Source organism: Streptococcus suis (assembly GCA_002831545.1).
In the GTDB taxonomy this organism is placed as follows: Bacteria; Bacillota; Bacilli; order Lactobacillales; family Streptococcaceae; genus Streptococcus; species Streptococcus suis_P.
In genome coordinates, this window is sequence record CP025095.1 from 1417998 (window position 1) to 1439899 (window position 21902).

16 protein-coding genes and 1 pseudogene are annotated in these 21902 nt (G+C 41.0%); 5 read left to right on the top strand and 12 right to left on the bottom strand.

The window, feature by feature from the left end; translation table 11 throughout:
- The first annotated feature begins 176 nt into the window (after positions 1-176).
- A complete protein-coding gene (locus CWM22_07050; protein AUC91662.1) occupies positions 177-1025 on the top strand; it encodes an XRE family transcriptional regulator in 849 nt (282 codons plus the stop codon).
- Positions 1026-1071: 46 nt separating this feature from the next.
- Here CWM22_07050 and nth read toward each other — a convergent pair whose 3' ends face one another.
- Entirely contained in the window at positions 1072-1695 is a 624-nt protein-coding gene (nth, locus tag CWM22_07055) for an endonuclease III (protein AUC92862.1), read from the bottom strand.
- A 97-nt stretch (positions 1696-1792) separates the two neighbouring features.
- Here nth and CWM22_07060 point away from each other — a divergent pair, with 97 nt between their 5' ends.
- Complete coding sequence (locus CWM22_07060) at positions 1793-2644, top strand: NAD(P)H-hydrate dehydratase (GenBank protein ID AUC91663.1); 852 nt, start codon at positions 1793-1795, stop codon at positions 2642-2644.
- A gap of 232 nt (positions 2645-2876) precedes the next feature.
- Here the strand turns inward: CWM22_07060 and CWM22_07065 are convergent, their stop codons facing one another.
- A complete protein-coding gene (locus CWM22_07065) occupies positions 2877-7634 on the bottom strand; it encodes a serine protease (GenBank protein ID AUC91664.1) in 4758 nt (1585 codons plus the stop codon).
- A 641-nt stretch (positions 7635-8275) separates the two neighbouring features.
- A complete protein-coding gene (locus tag CWM22_07070; protein AUC91665.1) occupies positions 8276-9397 on the bottom strand; it encodes an IS110 family transposase in 1122 nt (373 codons plus the stop codon).
- Between the two features lie 315 nt (positions 9398-9712).
- Here CWM22_07070 and CWM22_07075 point away from each other — a divergent pair, with 315 nt between their 5' ends.
- On the top strand, positions 9713-9811 hold the full coding sequence (locus tag CWM22_07075; GenBank protein AUC91666.1) for a hypothetical protein: 99 nt from the start codon (positions 9713-9715) through the stop codon (positions 9809-9811).
- Between the two features lie 75 nt (positions 9812-9886).
- Positions 9887-10236: pseudogene (locus CWM22_07080) on the top strand (IS110 family transposase).
- Between the two features lie 48 nt (positions 10237-10284).
- Here the strand turns inward: CWM22_07080 and CWM22_07085 are convergent.
- The 8 genes from CWM22_07085 to CWM22_07120 all read right to left on the bottom strand — a co-directional run bounded on the left by CWM22_07085 (position 10285) and on the right by CWM22_07120 (position 19047).
- A complete protein-coding gene (locus CWM22_07085) occupies positions 10285-11823 on the bottom strand; it encodes a ClC family H(+)/Cl(-) exchange transporter (protein ID AUC91667.1) in 1539 nt (512 codons plus the stop codon).
- 113 nt (positions 11824-11936) lie between these two features.
- A complete protein-coding gene (locus CWM22_07090; GenBank protein AUC91668.1) occupies positions 11937-13007 on the bottom strand; it encodes a spermidine/putrescine ABC transporter substrate-binding protein in 1071 nt (356 codons plus the stop codon).
- On the bottom strand, positions 13007-13777 hold the full coding sequence (locus tag CWM22_07095; protein AUC91669.1) for an ABC transporter permease: 771 nt from the start codon (positions 13775-13777) through the stop codon (positions 13007-13009). Before CWM22_07095 ends, CWM22_07090 begins: the two co-directional genes overlap by 1 nt.
- On the bottom strand, positions 13777-14577 hold the full coding sequence (locus tag CWM22_07100; GenBank protein ID AUC91670.1) for an ABC transporter permease: 801 nt from the start codon (positions 14575-14577) through the stop codon (positions 13777-13779). Before CWM22_07100 ends, CWM22_07095 begins: the two co-directional genes overlap by 1 nt.
- Entirely contained in the window at positions 14561-15715 is a 1155-nt protein-coding gene (locus CWM22_07105) for an ABC transporter ATP-binding protein (GenBank protein ID AUC91671.1), read from the bottom strand. The genes CWM22_07100 and CWM22_07105 overlap by 17 nt, the downstream gene beginning before the upstream one ends.
- 38 nt (positions 15716-15753) lie before the next feature.
- A complete protein-coding gene (locus tag CWM22_07110) occupies positions 15754-16662 on the bottom strand; it encodes a UDP-N-acetylenolpyruvoylglucosamine reductase (protein ID AUC91672.1) in 909 nt (302 codons plus the stop codon).
- A gap of 234 nt (positions 16663-16896) precedes the next feature.
- A complete protein-coding gene (locus CWM22_07115; GenBank protein ID AUC91673.1) occupies positions 16897-17757 on the bottom strand; it encodes a homoserine kinase in 861 nt (286 codons plus the stop codon).
- A gap of 3 nt (positions 17758-17760) precedes the next feature.
- Positions 17761-19047 carry a homoserine dehydrogenase gene (locus CWM22_07120; GenBank protein ID AUC91674.1) on the bottom strand — a complete coding sequence of 429 codons (1287 nt, stop codon included), beginning with the start codon at positions 19045-19047 and terminating at the stop codon, positions 17761-17763.
- Between the two features lie 104 nt (positions 19048-19151).
- Between CWM22_07120 and CWM22_07125 the strand changes: the two genes are divergently transcribed.
- Positions 19152-20075, top strand: coding sequence for a polysaccharide deacetylase family protein (locus CWM22_07125; GenBank protein AUC91675.1), 924 nt, complete (start codon positions 19152-19154; stop codon positions 20073-20075).
- Between the two features lie 57 nt (positions 20076-20132).
- Here CWM22_07125 and CWM22_07130 read toward each other — a convergent pair whose 3' ends face one another.
- Positions 20133-21902, bottom strand: a complete 1770-nt coding sequence (locus tag CWM22_07130; protein ID AUC91676.1) for an ABC transporter ATP-binding protein — start codon at positions 21900-21902, stop codon at positions 20133-20135.

Consider the following 21902-nt stretch of genomic DNA (forward strand, 5'->3'; position numbering starts at 1 on the left):
ACATTTCCTGCACTTAAAGCAATACTTTCCACAGAAAATAATCAAAAAGACCTATCAATTGAGCCAAATCAACCATATCTTTTCTCCTTTCCTTTTTCTTAAAACAATGATATACTACTATTTATAAAATTGGAAAAACTGTCAAGTTTTTTTACACTTATTCGGGAGGAACTCGCATGAGATGGGATATTGGCAAAGTATATAAGCAGATTCGTGAGAGTAAGGGCATAAAACAGACAGAAGTTGTCGGCAAAGGCATCAGTCGCCAAGCCCTAATCAGCTTTGAAAAAGGGCAATCTACCCCTCGCTACGAAACCATGCACTTTCTCCTCCAGCAGCTGGACATGGACTTTGCAGAATTTGACTATATCTGTAACTACCACCAGCCCAGCAAACGGCAGGAAATCTTTACAGACTTCGCTGGGCAAGTCCATTCTACCAATCCAGAGGGATTTAAGGTATTACTCAAAAAGTGCCAAGACTACTTAAAGACCCACCAAGATTTACCCATCCAACATCTATCTGAACTGTCAGAAATCATGTACAAGGTCAGAAAGTCTGGTATAGAGGATATTGAGGAAAGCACCAAAAAACTAACTGAAAAAATCTGGAAGGAACTGGAAAAGCGAGACAACTGGTACTGGAGCGACATTCGCATGCTCAATACCATTCTCTACTTCTTCCCCATTGATTCGGTAAACCTAGTCACAGAAGGTATCTTAAAAACACTTGATAAATACAAGGATTTTGTAAACACCAAAACCAGACAACTGACAATATTAGAAAATCTAAGTACCCTCTATCTTTATCACAATCGTAAGAAAGATTGTCGTCTTATCTTAGATAGAATTCTATGCTTATCAAAAGAAGAAAGACGGTATGATATACTGGCTTTTGCCCAAGTCCGCTACGGTATCTGCACAGATAATGACGAACTAATCGAAAAAGGACTCCAACTGCTTGAATTGATGGAAGAAACAGGCTATCTTTCGATTGCAAAAAAAGAAATTGAACAATTTAGATGATAGAAAAAAAGCGTTGCTTACAGTTCATACTGTAGCCAACGCTTTTTTAATCAAATTCATATAATTGTGGGAATTTTTCGCATTCAGGGTTCTTAGGATGGCAAACCTCACGACCAAAATAAATCATAGCTTGATGAGCAGGGAGCCAGAGTTCAGGAGGTAAGACTTCCATGACTCGCTTTTCTGTTTCCAGGGGTGTAGCCGATTTTTTGACAATATCGTGGTGTTTACAAATCCGTCCCACGTGGGTATCAACTGCGAAGGCGGGAATTCCGAAACCGACACTTAAAACAACATTGGCCGTTTTTCTTCCCACTCCTGCCAAGGCTTCTAATTCCTCACGAGTTTGAGGAACAATGCCATTATGCCGTTCCATCAACTGCTGGGCACAGTCTTTTAAAAACTTTGCCTTGTTTCGGTACAAACCCAAACGAGAAATATAAGGCTCAATATCCTTCACTTCTGCTGCCGCCATGGCTTGGGGCGTAGGGAAAGCTGCGAACAAACCAGGTGTTGCCTTATTCACCGCAGCATCTGTAGTTTGAGCAGATAAGAGCACTGCACATACCAACTCAAAGTGATTTCGAAAGTCCAAGCTAGGCTTAGCATCAGGATATAGAGCGATGATTTCTTCAATAACTTTTCTTGCACGTTTTTTTGATAATACCATGAATTCATTATAGCATGAAAACTTGGATTTATCTAAAATCTGGATTGTCATAAACCTCATTCCTCATGGTATAATAAAAAGAAAAGGGGGAATATGTATGGACTTACAAGAACTCTGTAGAAAGGTCATTCAAGCAAGGCCACGCAACAGCCATAAGGGAAGCTATGGTCGAGTCTTGCTGATTGGTGGACTGTATCCCTATGGTGGAGCGATTATCATGGCCGCACTAGCAAGCGTCAACAGTGGAGCAGGCTTGGTAACTGTTGCTACTGAAAAAGATAACATACCAGCCTTACATAGTCATCTGCCTGAAGCCATGGCATTTTCATTTGACGATCAAGCCTTGCTGATAAGTAGCTTAGAAAATGCTGACTTGGTATTGATTGGTCCAGGTTTGGGGGAAAATAGCAGAGCTGAACAGTTATTGGACTTTGTTTTTGAACATTTATCTGACCAGCAGATTTTAGTTCTTGACGGCTCAGCCCTTACCTTAGTCGCAAAGCAAAACAGAAAGAACTTCCCGTGTAAACAAGTCATCCTGACACCCCACCAGAAAGAATGGGAACGGTTATCAGCCATTCCAATTGCTGACCAAACAAACCAAAGAAATCTTGAAGCCTTGCAATCTTTTCAAGAAAATACAATCCTTGTAGCTAAAAGTTCCGCTACTCAAATCCTAAAAACCCAGCCAAACCAAGTCACCCCAATAGGAGCTGGTGGTCCCTACCAAGCAACAGGAGGTATGGGAGATACTCTTGCAGGTATGATTGCAGGATTCGCTGTACAATTTCCCCATGTTCAACTATATGAAAGAATCCTTGTAGCAACCTACCTCCACTCCTATATTGCTGACCAACTGGCTCAAGATTATTATCTTGTAAAGCCAACTGATGTCTCAAGAAACATCCAAAAGACAATGCTTCAATTTCAAACACAAACAACCGCCTAATCAATGATTAAGCGGTCTTTTATATAACAAACTCGTGATTAAAGCCTGACAAATGGTAGAAAATGCTACTCAATGCAAATCAAAAGTTGCCTAGAAAACGAAGCCGAAGATAGAACTCTGTTACTATCTTATTTCAAGGTAACAGGCTGAAAACCTCCACTGGAGCTTTTCACTCATCAAGGCAAGTTGACAACGGATAATTTTGATTTTCGAAGAGTATGACTATATTTTCTTAGACTTCTTCTTTATGACGTCGTTTGCTTACCAACAGAGTCCCTAGCCCAATAATGACACCAAGAACAAGATAGTATCTCGTATCATTGTCTCCAGTATTTGGTAGTTGAGTCACCTGTTTTTCTTGATTAGGGCTAGATAGACTAGCTTGCAAAGTGACTGGACGAGGTAAAGTTGGTTGAGGGTTTGGCTTCTGCCCTATCGGTACATATCCTGAATTCCCAGTATCTTTTACAGGAGGTGCCTGTACATCAACTTTTTCTGAGTCTATAGGTGGAGCCGTTACAGTGCCTTCATCTTTTTTGTCAGTGGCAGTATTTACTGGCTCTTTGGCATCATTTGTTGAAGTAGCAACACCATCCAGTTCTGCCTGAGCGCTTGTCAGAACGGCTAGAGCTTGATCGACACTTGCTTGGCTTGCAGATTCGTCAGCTAGAATCGCTTTCGCTGCTTCAACTGCCTGGTCATAAGCTTGTTTCACGTTTTCAGATGCATTGAGATACTTAGCATCTGTCGCTTTTAATACGGAAGAAACGGATACTGCGCTACGAAGGGCTGAAATATCAGTCTTTTGACCATCTAAGCCGGCTTTTGCTGCTAACAAGTCTGCCAACGCTTGGTTGACAACTGCCTGTGTTACATTCTCTTGGTTCAATACAAGTTGTGCCGAACGAACAGCTGTATCATAGGCAATTTGTTTGGTATTTTCAGCATTATAATAAATAAAGTTTGCCTGAGTCGGTGTGTAGTTTGATACTTCAGCAATCAGTTTTTCCGTATCGGTAGCCTGACCGTTTAGCTGCTCTCTCGCTGCCACAAGACTGGCAACTGCTGAATCTACTTGTGCCTGATTGTGTTTGTTGGCATATACTGCATTGGCATCTTCTAATGCTTTAACATAGGCAGTTTGAAGTTCTGGACTAGCATTGTAATAACGCGCTGTTTCTTCAAGTCCAGCAAGTTCAGCAATCAGTTCTTTCAAAGCAACTTTATTAATCAAGGTTAATTTCTTAACATTTGACTGGTTTGCAAGTACTACTACGTCTAATTCTTCCCAAAATTCATAGCCTTCTGGGAGGGTTGGAAGGATAGTGTAGGTACCAACTGGTACAAATTTACCATAATCGGTCTTAGAATATTTAGCATTTGGTAGCTGAATAGTCTGACCATCAGCAGTTACCAGTTGGATGGTTGAACCAGAAGGTAGTAATGCATCAATATCTACCAGCAAGTTGGCCTTATCTTTCAAAGTCACATAGAAATTCACCTCGGCAGTGCTATTTTCTTCCGAAATCGTCACGACTGCTTTGGTTTCACCTGCTAGGCTTGACCATTCTGTATCATATAAGAATAAATCAAAGGTGTAAGTACCAAATGGTAGCTTAAGAACGCTAGTATCGCCGGCATATCGTGGTAATTCTGCAACAATCTTGCCTGTTTCATCGGTGACTGAGTAAGAGAAAAGTATTGGTGCAGGACTATTTGTATCTTTATCAAGAATATTGACAGTTACCAACCCTTTTTCATTGCCGATACTGATCAGATTCTCTACTTTTTCATAGCTGATGTTACCAGCATAATCCTCTACTGTGTAGTAGAATTTTGAAATATCTGCAAGATCAAGAGGCAATGTAAAGGAGCCATCGTCGTTTTGTGCCACAAATACCTTGTTATCAGAAACGGTTACATCACCATTTTCTAATAAGGAAGGAATAGTTGTCACACCGCTTGCATCCGCTACAAGGTAGAATACTTGCTCGCGATATAGACCGGATTCTCCTTTTTCAATGGCTGGACGAGGGTTAAATGTAAAGTTTGTTTCATCATAGGTAGCTGTGGTGATAACTGGTGATTCTCTATCGATGATAACATCGAAAATCATAGTTTGTACTGCTGCACCTGGAACTTCAGATGAGTAGGTCAAAACGTATTGATACTTACCATCTGCTAAAGCATTTCCCTCGCTGTCTGTCCCATTCCATTCAGTAGGGTAAATAATGCTTGATTTTGGATTTTTAGGATCACCACTATAGAAGTTCTTATTGCCTGACTGTGGTTGACTTTCCCAAAGTGGATTTGTTCGCTCAGTATCATCTGCAGCATAGACGCTTGCGACTAAATCCGTATAATTTCTCAAGAAGACACCTTTGAAAGCGAGCGAGTCTTGGTTGTCATCTCCATTTGGTGAGATAGCTAAATGAGGCTTACCGGACTCATCAAGCTCTAAAACAAAGTATCCTGCTTCATTTTTAAATGTACCAAGTGTCTTGATCGCAAAGTCAGATCGTTTGTCTGTAGAATAGATTAACTCCGTACTTCCTGTAACAAGACCTGTGTAGTGATGGCTGATATCAACAGTATCTGGTTGTGCTGTAACAGGTTCAAAGTAGAAGCCCCCCTTACCATCGGCAATAAGATTGTAAATCGGCTCTTCTAGAACGGCTAGTTTTTGGAATTCCCCACGGAAACCAACGTATGGAATGCTGACAATATCACCGCCATCGGCTACATCTGTAAATCGAACAAAACCTTCAAGATAGTAACCGTTTTTCATTAAACCTGTCAATTCTTCTGCAAAGCTTGCTGCATCGACATTAATTGTAACAGTTGTACTTGAATTGGCTTGCACAGTCACCTTACCGCCAGGAATCTCTGCTAATAGACGCGGAGCCAAGGTGATCAATCCGTTTTGGACAGTATCCGTTGTTAATTGCGTTGAGTAGTTTAAAGTCTTATCTTCGTTTGTAATGTTATGAAGTGTGACCGTAAAGCTGAATGTATCCTCAACATTTCCCAAGGTAATGCTGCCATAACCGTCTTCGCCAGTCAAATATAAACCTGTAGAAATAGCTGCCGCAGTATCGATGATACCTGCACCTTGTTGGCGAGGGGAAGTGTAGGCTGTTGTTTCTTTGTTCACATGTGCTTTAGCAGTAGACATAAGCAAGTGTTTTACTAAGGCTTCGATTTCTTGAGGGGACTTAGTAGGGTAAGTTGCCTGTAAATATTGTTTTACTAGTACGGCTGCTCCTGCTACGTGTGGTGAAGCCATACTTGTTCCCTGCATGTTGGCATAGTCATTATCATTGATGGCTGCATAAATAGCACCACCTGGAGCAGCTAAGTCTGGTTTTAGCTCGCCATCCGCTGACAGACCCCAACTTGAAAAATCTGAAAGAAGACCTGCTTCTGGGTTAGGGCGAATATCCGTTTCGTTATTGAACGCAATCTTATATGAGTTAGCTGCCAAAGCTTCACCAAATTCCAATGGAATGAAGACAGATGGAATTGCAATAGCTGTATCATCAAGTTGCATGCTTACATTGGCTTCACCTGGACGGCTATTGAAAATGACCACCCCTACTGCACCTGCAGCTGTTGCATTGGCTATTTTTTCTGAGAAGGTAATCGTTCCACGTTTGATGAGTGCAAGTTTTCCAGTCAAATCTAGACCATCAAAATCCGAAGCTTGACCGATTCCCGCATAGACATATTCATATTCTTTCCCGATTTCAAATGGTACGGGACTTTTCTCTGGATTATCAAACGAACTTTTACCGTAATTCAAGTCAGCATTGTTTTCTAAGCCAATGATATTAATTACTTTACTACCAACCGTTGTGTTATTGTAAGAAGCGACAGAAATTGCATCGCGAGCTGTTGAAGGTGCACCGACTAAGCCATAATCTGGATAATCGGCTGACGGATTAGAATGACCTGAACCAAATGTTCCATCATTACCAGCTGCAATAACAACAGAAACCCCTGCACGACGAGCAGCCTCGATTGCTGCAGTCACATTTTCATCCATGTTAACAACAGAACCATTAGCTCCTCCCAGGCTGAGGTTGATGCTATCTGCACCCAATTTTACAGCATCTTCAATCGCCTTTACGTACAATGCTGCGCCTGTTGTAGCTTTGAGGTCTGAGAATACACGCATAAACATGACTTGCGCTTCAGGAGCTACACCATACATTAATTGTCCAGCGACTGGTTGTGTCGGATTTCCTGTGGCAATACTCGTTACGTGCATACCGTGTGAGCGTTTGTCTTCTTCTTTCAAGACAGTATTCACATCAACATAGTTATAACCAAATACAACCTTATCGTTAAACCATTCACCGTAGGTAATTCCTGCTGCTTCTTTAGCTGCTTCTATCTCTTTTTCTGATTTATATTTTGCAGTTGAGAGATCTGAAATATGCAATACATCGTGATCAACGTCAAGACCGGAATCAATGATTGCAACTACTGTTCCTTCGCCCTTGTAACCACTATCCCAAACTTTAGGTACTGTAATGATCGTATTACTATCAATGTTTTGTGGTTTCGCTTCTTCCTGATTAGTAATAGCAGTAGTCTCATCTGCTACGGCAAGCTTCTCCTCTTCTTCTACTTTTTTCTCTGAAATAGCTGGAGTTTCTACAGCTGGTTGAGTCGCTTCTACTTCTGTATTTGTGATGTTTTCAAGAGCTTCTGAGCCAAGTGTTTCCTCTACATTATCTGTAGTGGTTACATCAGTTGGGGTAGCCTCCACAGAAGTGTCAACTAACTCCTCGACAACGGGACTTTCTGAGGTTGATTCGCTGACGATTGCGTCAGGAACAGTTGTTTCCACCTTAGTCTCTACTAGGCTTGTCAATTCATCTGCAGCTACCGATGGTGCACCTGCAAACAAAAAAACTGCACCCAAAAGAACAGACACAGTTCCAATTTTATACTTCCGAAGTGAGAAAGTTTCTTTCTTTTTCATAACTTTTCCTCCTAGTTTTTCTCCTTCATTATTGGCAAAACCAATAAATATATTAAAACACAAAATTATCAGTATTGCAAGTATATTCTGAAAATTCAGTTATTTATTCAAACTATAACTAGCTATCAATAATATCTATAACCATAGATACAGATAATGCACACTATAGTCAAATGAATTAGCTTTCAGACAAGGAACTGAGGGCAGGCAGTACTAGAGTACGGCAATCCGAAAGTGACGATGTATCAAAGTTAATTCAAATGACTGATATGTAAAGCCCTTTGTCAAGTAAAAACAATCGAACTGATTAAAAAATGAAAAGTATCTAGAAAGAGCCTAGTTCTTAGCTTCGGGCATTGGCCACTCTGATATTCGTGGATTGGTTACCTACAGGTCAATGGTTCTGCCGCGAGTCCTACTCTCTATAAGCGTGGATCACAATTGTGCCACTTAGTCATTTCGTAGATGACTCAAACCTTGAAGTCCTAAACTCCTTCAAGATACTTTCCATTCAAACATGATTTCAATCCTTATTTCTGTCCAAATTCACCCAGTGATTTTGGATAGAAATAGGGATTCCTCATCGCTCTGCGATGATAAAACTTAATGGTCAAAAGTGTACATGAAAACAAGCGCTAACTTCAAGCTATTCTTCCTGTCATCATCCCCCAAATAAAACCAGACAATTCTCGTGCAATAGCTGTTTTAGCAACATTTTGTTTCTTATTTTTTCCTAGAACAAGTGTGCGATAACGTCTTCTTAAGCGTTCATTAGCCTTATCCGCATAAGCAATCACCTCCACTCGGTTTCCACTTTGTCTCCGTTTCAATTCTTTGGATTTATACCCAATCGTCCCCTTAGCCAATGATTGTGCAGCTTCTATCAGAAGTCGTCTCACATGGCTATTCCCAGCTTTGGTGATAGCACCTCTTCTCTCCTTGTCACCGCTAGAATTTTCGTTAGGAGTTAGCCCAAGATAGGAAGCAAAATGTTGAGCTGTCGCAAAGCGGTTAAAATCACCGATTTCCGTCACAATGGAAAGTGCGGTTAGTGTTTTAACGCCAATAAAGCAAGAGAGCCATGAGACCTTCTCTTGATAACTGTCGCTTTGACCCAGTTGCTCAATTCGCGCATCATACCGTTCTATTTGATCTACTAATTTCTCATAGGTCAATAGGTATTCTGTCAAAATCTCTGCGTAAAGTCCATCAGGATTTAGGGAATGGAGCCAGCGGACATGTTTCTGTGTCCAATTACTGCTTCCCTCGGTATAGCGAAAATCATGTCGGAGACAGAAGGCAAGAATTTGTTGTTTGATTTTCTTCAGAGCCACTTTGTGGTCTGTTCTCATGCGGATATATTCTTTGACTTGTTCATCCTCAACAGTAGGAACATGAACAGGCCGATAGCTACGAAAGGCCAGAGCTTTTGCGAGCTGAGCTGCATCTTTTTTATCAGTCTTAACACGCTTAGATCCTTCCTTCATCACCGTTGTAGGCGCCATCACGATACAGGGAATCCCGTGAGCTTGTAGCTGGTGATATAGGGTAAATCCAAGACATCCGGCTTCGTAGCCACATAACACTTCTGCATCTTGACCATATAAACGACGAAGCTCATTCACATAGTTCACAATATAGCTAACATTTGGACCAACTTTAGTGCTATGTTTGAATTGATTCGCCATCATATCATAATAGCAGAGTGAAAAACTTTCTTTGTGAACATCCATTCCGATGAAAAGTGTGGTAAAATGAAACATATAAGACCTCCAATTGAGTGTGGTAATTCCTGTTAGAAGTTGATTGTTTTTTTTATTCTAGTGTACAGGTAAATCCACGAATTCTCAACTGGGGGTCTTTACATATTGTCTATAAAAAGGGAGTGAGCAAGACATCCATGATGGCTCCGTCCTTACCCACAGAATAATGAGAATGAGCATAAAGCCCTCACTAAGATTATATACCTCGTGAGGGCCTTGCGGTTGGTGCATTATTGATGTTAATTATGATGACAAAACTGCTCCAGCCTACTGATAAGAACCACAATATACACTCAAGAATATGACTAATACTCAATGAAAATCAAAAACAGACTAGGCGACGCAGATGCAGATAGAACTGAAGTTCATCAAATCAAGTCAACAACGTCTGATTTTGATTTTCGAAGAGTATAAAATTCAGTAGATAGGCTCTCTAACTTACAAGAAGGAAGGAATTGTCATAGATAATCATGTGTAGATCAAGTCGACATTGTCGTTTGTATTCCCCTCAACTTGTCCAAAGGCATTACTTAGCTACATTTGATACAACGACTAAAGGTCTACGTGCTTACCACGATTTTCTCAGTCAATTTCATGTGGAAGCTGTTGGTATGGAAAGCACAGGTGTCTATTGGTGTCCTGTCTAGCATGCTCTATGTGATGACTTCGAGCTAATACTTGCTCAACCAGCCCATATGAAGGCTACAGGTCAGAAAACTGACAAGAAAGATGCTTACTGGATTGCCAAATGAAGGCGGATTGGTCTGCTTCCTCGGAGTTTCGTTCCCGATGAAATCATTCCTGAATTGAGAGAGTTGACCAGACAGCAGAAACATTATAATATTGGGACTTTTCTCATCTCTTTGTTAAGACAATCTAAAAAAATGCTAATCTCCCTCAAATATCCTACGAACGGTATGAATTTGAGAGATTGGAACTGCAACGAGCAAGGAATCACCCATAGAAAGTTGGCTATTTCCTTTCACAATCCTTGACTTACCATGATGAATTTGACTGGTGATCAAGCATGAATCCGGTAAACGTAACTCGCTAACAAATCTTCTGTCCAATGTTTCGTTGACAACAACCTCTATTAAGGTCATGTGTTCTTGCTGTTCTACTTCTTCTGGCAGAATTTTTTCCAACATTGCTTCATAGACTGGCGCGCCACCTAAGAGGTCCATCATCACATAGGAACTCAAAGCTACCAACCCGATGACCATCAATTGGTTCAAACTTCCAACCATTTCAGTTACTAAAATAATAGCAGTTAGAGGTGCTTTGGAAATCGCTGCGAAAAAGCCTGCCATTCCCAATACAATAAACAATAGCATCTGCTCCTGACTGATGAAACCAATATCAAGGAAGAACCGTGCGACAAAAAGCCCAAGGAGACTTCCTAAGGTTAATATGGGCAAAAAGATGCCCCCTGGTAGACCAGAACCATAGGAAATCATGCTCCATACAAATCGAATTAAAATTAAGATTGCCAATGTCAGTAGTCCTTGTTCCAAATATGGGAGCTCTAAAATCAAATGATGCCCGCCACCCAACAGATTAGGGAAAAAATAACCAATCGGTATAATAAACAAAAAGGCAAATACACTGTAGTATGGAACTGGGAGAGGAATGATTTTTGAGAGGAGGGTATAGAAACCTTGTATATTGAGGATAACAACTTCATACACATATCCAGCAAGTCCAAGGAAAACTCCAAGTAAGATATAGATCCAATATTGGTCAAGAGATAGTAACTGTAAGTCCTTCGGCATATGCAAAACAGGCATTAATCCAAAAAAATGTAAGGAAATAAAGTTCGCAGTGATACTGGCTGCCAGGGCTGAGACCCATACCAGACGTGAAAACTGATGATAGACTTCCTCCACAACAAATAAAAGGCCTGCTATTGGTGCATTGAAAGCTGCTGCCAAACCTGCCGCAGCGCCACTAGCAATCAAACTCCTTCTTTCCATTTCACTGGATTTAAGAAGAACTGATATACCTTTAGCCGTTACAGCTCCTAATTGAATACTGGGACCTTCACGCCCCAGCATTAGACCAGATGCAATGGATAAAACACCGCCGATAAATTTTCTCCAAAGGACTGACCACCAGTTTAAATCCATAATTCCTTTTAGTTCTGCCTCCACCTGAGGTATACCAGAACCTTTTGTATTTGGCTCGTCTTTGATCAACTTGCCAACAAGTAAAGCTATGACCAGATAAAGCCCTCCAATAAGAAGTAAATAGATTGCATTGTCTGTTGCCAGAGAATAGAGGTGCGTAAAGACAGAAAATAGTTTTTCAATGGCTAAGCGAAATGCAACGACCACTAAACCGGCGACAATGCCAACTAAACTACCACGCAGAACCGAGTAGAGGATTGATTGAGAAATAAAACTAACTTCTTTCCGGTGATTTTCCATTGGGATTTCCCTTCCTTTCTATAGTATGTATAACCAAAAAATAGGAGCAATAAGTACTTAGTAAAGAACCTCACTCCCATTCTTTTATTTATATTGCTACCTGTCCAATCAGACTATTTCCGATACATCTTGAATTGGAGATAGAGGTCATTATACATTCCAAGTATCTCTGGTCCAAGATTATCATAAACTTCCATCTTCTTCATCGTTTCTTCAGATGGATAGAAAGATTCATCGCTCTGAGTCTCCTCATCCAGCATAGCCTTGGCTGCAGGAATTGGTGTTGAATAACCAACATATTCTGCATTGCGAAGCGCATTTTCAGGACGAAGCATAAAACTCATAAAGGCGTAAGCTCCATCAATATTTTTTGCTGTTTTTGGAATGACCATGTTATCGAACCAAAGGTTAGAACCTTTTGATGGTACAACATAGCGCAGATTTTCATTTCCATCTAACATTTCACTCGCCTCACCTGAGAACGAAACAGCAATTGCTGCCGCATCTTGTATCATATAACCTTTTATCTCATCAGCAACAATTGCTTTGACATTTGGAGTTAAATTATAAAGATGTTCAGCTGCTTTTTCAATCTCTGCAGGATTTTTAGAGTTTAAGCTGTAACCCAAAGATTGCAGACCGAAGCCCATGACCTCACGAACACCGTCGATTAACATGATATTGTCACGGTATTCTTCTGACCACAAATCTTCCCATTCTTGAGGAGGATTGTCAACCATAGTTTCATTGTAAACAATCCCCAAGGTCCCCCAGAAATATGGAATAGAATAGTCATTGTTCTTATCAAAACTCAAGCCCATAAATCGTGGATCGATATTTTCTATCCCTTCAATTTTTAATTTATCTAGTTTCACGAGCATATCTTCTTCCGTCATTTTGGAAATCATATACTCAGAAGGAACAGCCAGGTCATAGGTAGTTCCACCCTGCTTGATTTTAGTGTACATGGATTCGTTAGAATCAAAGGTCTGGTAATCCACCTGAATACCTGTTTCAGCCGTGAATTCTGCGAGTAATTCTGGGTCAATATAATCGCCCCAGTTATAGATGACAAGTTTATCAGTTGTCCCTTGGGTTGAATCAGCTTCTAATTTTGAACTAATTCCCCATAAAACTAGGACAATAGCTATAATTCCTACAAAAAATGAATACAATCGTTTCATTAGTTGGCCTCCTTTTCACGTGAGATGAAATAATAACCCACTACCAATAAGATAGAGAAAAGGAAAACTAGGGTTGACAAGGCATTGATTTCTAGAGAAATCCCTTGACGAGCCCGAGAATAAATCTCTACAGATAGGTTTGAGTAACCATTTCCCGTAACAAAGAATGTCACAGCAAAGTCATCCAAGGAATAGGTAAAGGCCATGAAGTAGCCTGCAATGATGGCTGGTGTTAGGTATGGCAACATGATTTCTTTCAGCATTTGTGGCTGAGTTGCACCCAAGTCATAAGCTGCTGAAATCATATCTGCGTTCATCTCTTTCAGCCGTGGCAAAACCATCAATACTACGATTGGAATAGAAAAGGCAATATGACTGAGCAATACTGAGACAAAGCCTAGCTGGAAACCAATCATGGTAAAGAGAATTAGGAAACTTGCCCCAATCATGACGTCTGGAGCGACCATCAAGATATTATTGACAGACAAGAGTGCATTTTGAAAACGAGGTTTTGCCTGATAGATATAGATGGCACCGAAAGTTCCGATAAGGGTCGCCATCAAAGAACTCAAGAAGGCCAACAAGAAGGTTTGAGCCAGAATCAGCATTAGTCGGCTATCGCCAAGCATAGATGAAAAATGCTCCAAGGTAAAACCTGTAAATCCATTCATATCCCCACCTTCATTAAAGGCGTAGAAAATCAGATAGAAAATCGGCAAATAAAGAAGGAGGAAGGCAACCGCTAAGTAAATGTTTGCAAATTTTTTCATTATTTCTTCCTCTCTTTCGTCATCCACATAATCAAGAGCATGGCCAAAATCAAGACCACACCAATGGTTGAGCCCATTCCCCAGTTTTGTGTTGTGAGAAAGTGTTGTTCGATAGCTGTACCAAGCGTGATCACTCGGTTACCGCCAATCAAACGGGTCAACATGAAGAGGCTCAGACTTGGAATGAAAACCGCCTGTACACCAGAACGGACACCATTCATAGAAAGAGGAAAAATAACTTTTGTGAAGGTCTGCCAAGGAGTTGCCCCCAAATCACGACTCGCATTGATTAGGTTTTTATCCAAATCATCCAAGGCGTTAAAGATCGGCAAAATCATAAACGGAATCTCGATATAGGCTGCAACAGCAATAAAGGAGAAATCTGTAAAAAGAATTTGCTGAGCTCCTAGACCAATAAATTCTAGGAACTGGTTGATAGAGCCGTGTTGCCCAAAAATACCGATAAAGGCATAGGCTTTTAGCAAAAGATTGACCCAGGTTGGCAAGATAATAAGCATCAACCAGAGCTGTCTATGCTTGAGTTTGGTCAAGAAATAGGCTGTTGGGTAGGAAACCAAAAGCGTGACCAGAGTGATAATACCTGCGTAAAAAATGGAGTTAAAACTCATTCGCAGATAGGTCATATTGGGCGAGTTAAAATAGGTCTGATAATTGGCCAAAGTGAAATTGCCATGAATATCAAAGAAAGATTTGAAGATAATCAAGGCAACTGGAGCTAGTACAAAGAGAAAGACCCATAGGGCGTAGGGAATTGCAAAAAGCCTAGAGGTTTTCTTCATTGCGTTCCTCCTCAATGGCGTTAATCAAGCCATCTTCTACTTCTTCCACTTCCACATATTCTTCGATACGGGCATCGAATTCTTCCTCTGTTTCATTAAGACGCATGATATGAATATCTTCTGGCTCAAAGTCTAGACCGATGACCTCTCCCACAATAGCTTTACGAGTTGAGTGAATCATCCATTCATTGCCCAAATCATCGTAGGCAATGATTTCATAGTGAACCCCACGGAAGAGCTGGGTATCTACTTTTACCTGCAATTTACCTTCTTCTGGAAGTGTAATCTGCAAGTCTTCTGGACGGATAACGATTTGAACGTCTTCATTTGGACGCATACCACCATCCACAGCTTCGAAGCGTTTGCCGTTAAATTCAACTAAATAGTCTCTAATCATGCGACCAGACAGGATATTGGACTCGCCAATAAAGGTAGCAACAAAATGGTTGATTGGCTCATCATAAATATCTACAGGCGTTCCTGACTGAACAATTTCACCTTCATTCATGACAAAAATCCAGTCACTCATGGCCAGAGCTTCTTCTTGGTCATGGGTAACGAAGACGAAGGTAATTCCTAGACGTTGTTGCAATTCACGCAGTTCGTACTGCATTTCTGTTCTTAGTTTCAAGTCCAGGGCAGAAAGTGGTTCATCTAGCAAGACGACGCGAGGCTGGTTGATAATCGCACGTGCAATAGCAACCCGCTGGCGTTGACCACCAGACAATTTCTGAATGGAACGATTTTCATAACCAGAGAGCCGGACCATTTGTAAGGCTTCTGTCACACGGCGTTCAATTTCAGCCTTATCAACCTTTCTTAATTTAAGAGGAAAAGCCACATTTTCAAAGACAGTCATATGTGGGAAAAGGGCATAGGACTGGAAAACCGTATGGACATCCCGTTTATTAGTCGGAACATCATTAATCCGTTGACCGTCCAGATAAATATCACCTGAACTCGCATCCAATAAACCAGCAATAATGTTCAAAATTGTTGATTTACCTGAGCCAGAAGCTCCTAATAGGGTATAAAATTTCCCTTCTTCCAATTCAAAACTAATATCCTTTAATACAGTTGTTCCACTGTCTTCAAATACTTTTGAAACGTTCTTAAATTCAATAATTGGCTTTTTCAATTCTCATAAATTCCTTCTTTTAAAACAGAGCCAGATGGCTAGAGTTTATCAGCAAGTTCACCGATAATACGAACCTCTCTCTCCAGTGTAATTCCTGAAGATTTTTCAACAACATCAATCACATGTGCAATCAGATTTTCATAATCCTTTGCTGTACCATTGTCGACATTGACCATAAAACCTGCGTGTTTTTCAGATACTTCAACACCACCAATTCGATAACCTTTTAACCCCGCATCCATAATCAACTGACCTGCAAAGTGACCAAGTGGACGTTTGAAGACTGAACCACAAGATGGATATTCCAAAGGTTGCTTGAGCTCGCGTAAATGTGTCAAACGAGCCATTTCTTGTTGAATAACCGTATGATTTCCTGGCTTGAGGGCAAATTTTGCAGACAAAACAATCGCACCGTTTTCCTGCAAAATAGAAGAACGGTAGCCAAATCGCAACTCACGATTGTCCAACGTTTCGACATAACCTGCTGGAGTCAAAATCTGCGCTGAAACTAGAATGTGTGCCACTTCACCTCCGTAAGCACCTGCATTCATATAGACAGCACCACCAATGCTTCCCGGAATACCACAAGCAAATTCAAATCCTGATAAAGAATGAAAAAGTGCGACTTTTGTCGTTTCAATCAGATTGGCACCTGCTTCCGCTTCAATGGTGTATCCTGATACAGTAACGGAGTTAAGTTTATCCATACGGATAACAAAACCACGAATACCGCCATCTCGGACAATGATATTACTTGAATTTCCTAATACTTGCCATGGAATACCTTCGCGTTTAGCAAATTCTACTATACGAACAATCTCGTAACGATTCCGCGGAAAAGCTAGATAATCAACAGCTCCTCCTACTTTTGTATAGGTATATTCTTTTAAAGGCTCATCGAATCGGATATCGATGCCTTCTAATTCAAGCCTAATTTTATCTTTCATAACCTTCTCATTTCAATTTAAGATATACAGGATTTATTATACCAAAAATTACAGGAGAAAACGAATAAAATTCAACAAAAATACTTTCACAAGCCAAATTAATTTGCTCCAATATTTTGTAATGGAGAATGGAATGCACCAAAAAAGGAGTTCCCTTTCTACCGCGTATAGTAGCGATGGCGAACTCCAACAAAATAAACATTTTTACTTTTGCAAATGATAGATTCTCACTATCTATGCAATAGCAATCCCTTTGGTATCTACTTGAAGGCGGTGGACAGTTCCGTCTAGATTTAGTTCCTCTAATGCTAGAACAATAGCGTCCTCCCTATCTTTGGGCGCTAATACCATCACTGTTGGACCGGCACCTGACAAGTAGGTTGCATAGGCTCCCAACTCCTGTGCAGTTTGCTTGATTGGACAAAACTCCTTAACAAGTAGCTGACGGAATGGTTCATGGAACATATCTGACTGAATTGATTTCCCAGCTTTTTCCAGATCACCTGCCATCAAACTGGCAACAGCAACGTTTGCAATGGCACTAGCAGCCACTGCTTTCTTATAGCCCATCTGAGATGGCAGCACACCCCTGCTCTCAACTGTACGAAGAGGATAATTTGGGATAAAGGCAACAAAACTTGCTTCTGGGAATTCTGTTACAACTGCCTGTACTCTCTTATTAACATAGCTAGAGATGACTAAATTACCAAAAATCGCTGGGGCTACATTATCAGGATGTCCTTCAATTTCTGTCGCTTTGAGCAATTTTTCATCCGCTGTCATATTCAAACCTGCTAATTGATTAGCCAATTCGATACCAGCTACGATAACGGAACTGGATGAACCCAAACCACGTGCCAAGGGAATATCACTAATCATTCTGATACGATGCGGCCGCAATCCTTTTTCAATCTTTAAAGCTGTCTTGATCAAAAGATTGTTCTTGTCTGATGGAACATGTTCAAGATTGTGCTCAATCACCCATTCATCAGTCTCTTCAAACACTTCAATCGTTAGATATTTCGAAAGGGCAACACCTACTGAATCAAATCCTGGACCGATATTAGCTGAAGTTGCTGGAATAATAATTTTCATTGCTTATTCTCCCAGTACTTTAAAGGTATTTAAGACAGTAAAGTCTGTTTCTTTACTCAATTTGTCTGTTACATTTTCCAACTGAGTCTTACTCATTTCATGGGTCACAATCACTAGACGGGCTGTTTCTCCATCTGCAGCTTGTTGCAGAATTTGCTTGAAGGAAATTTCTTCAGAATTGAAGATTTCTGCTAAACGAAGCATTTTTCCATTTTTATCAGGCGCATCAATTGAGAAATAATATTCGCTCTTCACATCGCTTGGGGCTGCCAATTGAAGTGGGCGGCTGTATTCATTGAAGGCTTTGCCGATAGTATTGTCTTTCAAGCGACGAACGATACGAATAATGTCAGCCATAACACTTGTTGCAGTCGGTTTTTGCCCAGCGCCCGGTCCATAGTACATAGACTGGCCGATGCCGATAGATTCGACAAATACAGCATTCATCACACCATTCACGCTTGCAAGTGGATGATTTTTCGGTAGGAAGGTTGGAGATACTTCGGCAGCAATACCAGAGGTAGTTTCTTGAATATCACCCACAAGTTTGATGACATAGCCCAACTCTTGTGCCACTGCTACATCTTCTGGCGTGATATTTGAAATACCCTTGTGTGCTACGTGTTCAAAATCAACTGTCATCCCGAAAGCAAATTGACTGAGGATAACAGCCTTGTAAGCCGCATCAATCCCCTCAACGTCATTTGTTGGGTCAGATTCTGCATAACCAAGTTCCTGTGCTGTTTGAAGAGCTTTTTCGTAAGTCCAGCCTTCATCAACCATCTTAGTCAACATGAAGTTTGAAGTACCATTCAATACACCGAGGATACGAGTCACCTTGTCAGCAGCCAATGAGTTAACCAAGGTACGCAAGATTGGAATACCACCTGCAACTGCAGCTTCATAATAAAGCGCAAGACCTTTCTCTTCAGCCAAGGCACGTAGTTCGCTACCATGAACAGCAAGTAAATCCTTGTTGGCTGTTACAATATGCTTGCCTGCTTCCAAGGCACGTGTAATAAATGTTTTTGCTGGCTCAATACGTCCCATCAGCTCAACGACAATGGCGATGTCTTCGTCAGCCAAAATGTCATCAATGTTTGTTACAAAATGATAGTCATGACCTGCAGCCAAGAGACGGTCTTTTTCTGCTTCATCCTTGACCAAAACCTTAGCAACTTCAATACTATCATGCGCAGCTTTCTCTATTTTTTCCTGGTTTTCTTCTAATAAAAATGGCACACCACTCGCAACGGTTCCAAATCCTAATAATCCTATCTTAACTACCATGTGCTCTCCTTTAAAATGTATTTCTCCCATTATAACAAATATTCTGACTATTTGGCAAAAAATTTGATATAATTGTTTTAATATATGATTATGGAGATAAGATAATGAAACATTCAAGAAGAGCCCGTCGAAGCCGCACACAAAAGAAACAACTTGTGCCAATGCTACTTGGTATCGCATTATTAGTAGTGACTCTACTATCTATTTTTCTAATCTTTCTAAAACAGCCATCTAAGCAACAAAGTGATTCCAAAGCTTCAACGGTAGAGACAACAACCAGTTCGAGTGTTATGACTTCAGAAAGTAGTGAAGTACAAACAGAAATCATTTGGGAACAACAAACTGAACCTATCAGACTTCCAATCCTCATGTATCATGCCATTCACGTAATGGCTCCTGAGGAAGAAGCTAATGCGAATCTTATCGTAGATCCAACGACTTTCGAAAGTCATCTAAAAGCATTGCAAGATGCAGGTTACTATACTTTATCACCTGAAGAGGCTTATAAAGTATTGACAGAAAATGTCCTTCCTGCTGGCAAAAAGGTTGTATGGCTAACCTTTGACGATAGCCTCTGGGATTTTTATAGTTATGCCTACCCATTGCTTAAGCAATATCAAATGAAGGCAACCAACAATGTCATTACAGGATTTACTGAATATGGACAAGCAGGGCACCTTACTCTTGAACAAATCAAGGAAATGCAGACCGCAGGGTTCTCCTTCCAAGGGCATACCGTCAACCATCCTGATTTAGAGTATAGTTCTATCGAGGATCAAACAAATGAACTTACTTCCTCTAAAGCCTATCTTGACAGCCAATTAAATCAAGAAACCATCGCTATCGCCTACCCTGGTGGACGATACTCAGCAGATACAGTAGCCTTAACTGAACAAGCTGGCTACAAACTTGGTGTGACTACTAACAACGGCTTGGCTTCTGCTAGTGACGGATTACTGACTCTCAATCGTGTCCGCATCCTCCCAACCACTACCGCTGAGGGACTATTATCCGAAATTTCCTATTAATTTTCACAAACATGTATATGAGAAAACTCCCTGTCACTGACAAGGGAGTTCGTTTTTTTATTTGGATTCACTAAACTGACTTTGATACAGATTATAATAGAAACCTTTGTCTGCCAAAAGACTTTCATGGTTACCTTGTTCGATAATCTGTCCATCTTTCAAGACCAAAATCTTATCAGCTTCCTGAATGGTTGATAAGCGGTGAGCAATAACGAAACTTGTCCGCCCTTTCATCAACCGTTTCATGGCCTTTTGAATCAAGAGTTCCAAACGGGTATCAACTGAGGAAGTCGCTTCGTCAAGAATCAGAATAGCAGGATCCGCCAACAAGGCACGCGCAATAGTCAAAAGCTGTTTCTGACCTTGGGAAATATTGCTGGATTCCTGGTTCATTTCCATATTATAACCGCCAGGCAGGGTACGGATAAAGTGGTCAACGTTGGCAGCTTTGGCAGCCTCCACAATTTCCTCATCTGTCGCATCCAGACGTCCAAAACGCAGATTTTCCTTGATGGTCCCTTCATAAAGCCAAGCATCCTGCAAGACCATACCAAATTGACTACGGTAGGATTGACGGGAAATATTTCGAATGTCCTGACCATCCACCTTGATAGAACCTGATGTGACATCGTAGAAACGCATGAGCAAGTTGATAAGAGTAGTCTTACCAGCCCCTGTTGGACCAACGATGGCCACCATCTCACCGGGTTGAACATCCAGATTAAAGTTACGGATAAGCGGCTTGTCTTCTGAATAACCAAATTCGACCTGTTCAAAGCTAACTTGTCCGGTCAGACTAGCTGTCAACTCTAGTGCATTGGCGTCTTCTTCGTCAAGTTCATCTAAGACTGAAAAGATGCGTTCAAGGGAGGATTTGGCAGACTGCAACTGTGGTGCCAACTGGGTCAAGGTTTGGACTGGCTGAGAAATCTGCCAGACGTATTGGACGAAAGCCTGCATATTACCGACCGTCAATGTGCCTGCAAGAACTTTCAATCCAGATAGCAGGGCGACGACAACATAGGCGATGTTTGAGAAGCCGTGAACTAGAGGCATGAGCAAACCAGACATGAAACTAGCCTTGAAACCAACTTCCTGCAAATCTGCGGTAATCTGGCGAAACTCTTCTGTAGAAATTTCTTCACGGCCGTAAAGTTTGAGAACGTTAAAACCAGTCAGATTTTCTTGGACAAAGCCGTTCAAACGACCTAGGGCATCAGCCTGCTGCTTGAAATATGGCTGGGATTTGCCCATGACAAACTTAGAACCAAAATAGGTCACTGGAACCAAGGTTACGACTACAAGTGCTAGGGATACATCCAACCAGAAACACATGAAAATGGCTAGAGAGAGGGTCAGAACGGCATTGACTAGCTGGAGAAAACTTTGTTGCAGGGCGTTTGAAACAGTCTCCACATCGCTTGTAAAACGTCCGAGTAAATCACCATACTGGTGCTTGTCAAAATAAGATACTGGAATCTTGTTAATTTTGTGGCTCAAGTCCTGACGTAGTTCCTTAGTTGCTCCCTGCACTGCCTTGGTCATAAAATAGTTAGAACCGTAGGCACCGATTTCATATAGAAGGGCGCGAAGGGCATAGATGGCAAGCATGATAGCAATGTAGGAATAGTTAATCTGCGCTCCTTCTACTCCATTTGCTATGTCTAACAAATTCTTGGTCAATTCTGTAATGATTAGTCCCAGTACAAAGGGTTCTAAGGCATTCATAACTGCGCTAATGGTCTTTAGAAAAACGGCTAAAAATACAGAAGATTTGTAACGACGCAAATAGTCCCAAACACGGGTAAATACTGATCTATTCTTCAT

Coding starts and splice junctions, on each gene's coding strand:
- CWM22_07050 (AUC91662.1), top strand. CDS start 177: ATGAGATGGGATATTGGCAAAGTATATAAGCAGATTCGTGAGAGTAAG.
- CWM22_07060 (AUC91663.1), top strand. CDS start 1,793: ATGGACTTACAAGAACTCTGTAGAAAGGTCATTCAAGCAAGGCCACGC.
- CWM22_07090 (AUC91668.1), bottom strand. CDS start 13,007: ATGAAACGATTGTATTCATTTTTTGTAGGAATTATAGCTATTGTCCTA.
- CWM22_07130 (AUC91676.1), bottom strand. CDS start 21,902: ATGAAGAATAGATCAGTATTTACCCGTGTTTGGGACTATTTGCGTCGT.
- CWM22_07100 (AUC91670.1), bottom strand. CDS start 14,577: ATGAAGAAAACCTCTAGGCTTTTTGCAATTCCCTACGCCCTATGGGTC.
- CWM22_07070 (AUC91665.1), bottom strand. CDS start 9,397: ATGTTTCATTTTACCACACTTTTCATCGGAATGGATGTTCACAAAGAA.
- CWM22_07110 (AUC91672.1), bottom strand. CDS start 16,662: ATGAAAGATAAAATTAGGCTTGAATTAGAAGGCATCGATATCCGATTC.
- CWM22_07095 (AUC91669.1), bottom strand. CDS start 13,777: ATGAAAAAATTTGCAAACATTTACTTAGCGGTTGCCTTCCTCCTTCTT.
- nth (AUC92862.1), bottom strand. CDS start 1,695: ATGGTATTATCAAAAAAACGTGCAAGAAAAGTTATTGAAGAAATCATC.
- CWM22_07125 (AUC91675.1), top strand. CDS start 19,152: ATGAAACATTCAAGAAGAGCCCGTCGAAGCCGCACACAAAAGAAACAA.
- CWM22_07075 (AUC91666.1), top strand. CDS start 9,713: ATGAAAATCAAAAACAGACTAGGCGACGCAGATGCAGATAGAACTGAA.
- CWM22_07065 (AUC91664.1), bottom strand. CDS start 7,634: ATGAAAAAGAAAGAAACTTTCTCACTTCGGAAGTATAAAATTGGAACT.
- CWM22_07085 (AUC91667.1), bottom strand. CDS start 11,823: ATGGAAAATCACCGGAAAGAAGTTAGTTTTATTTCTCAATCAATCCTC.
- CWM22_07115 (AUC91673.1), bottom strand. CDS start 17,757: ATGAAAATTATTATTCCAGCAACTTCAGCTAATATCGGTCCAGGATTT.
- CWM22_07120 (AUC91674.1), bottom strand. CDS start 19,047: ATGGTAGTTAAGATAGGATTATTAGGATTTGGAACCGTTGCGAGTGGT.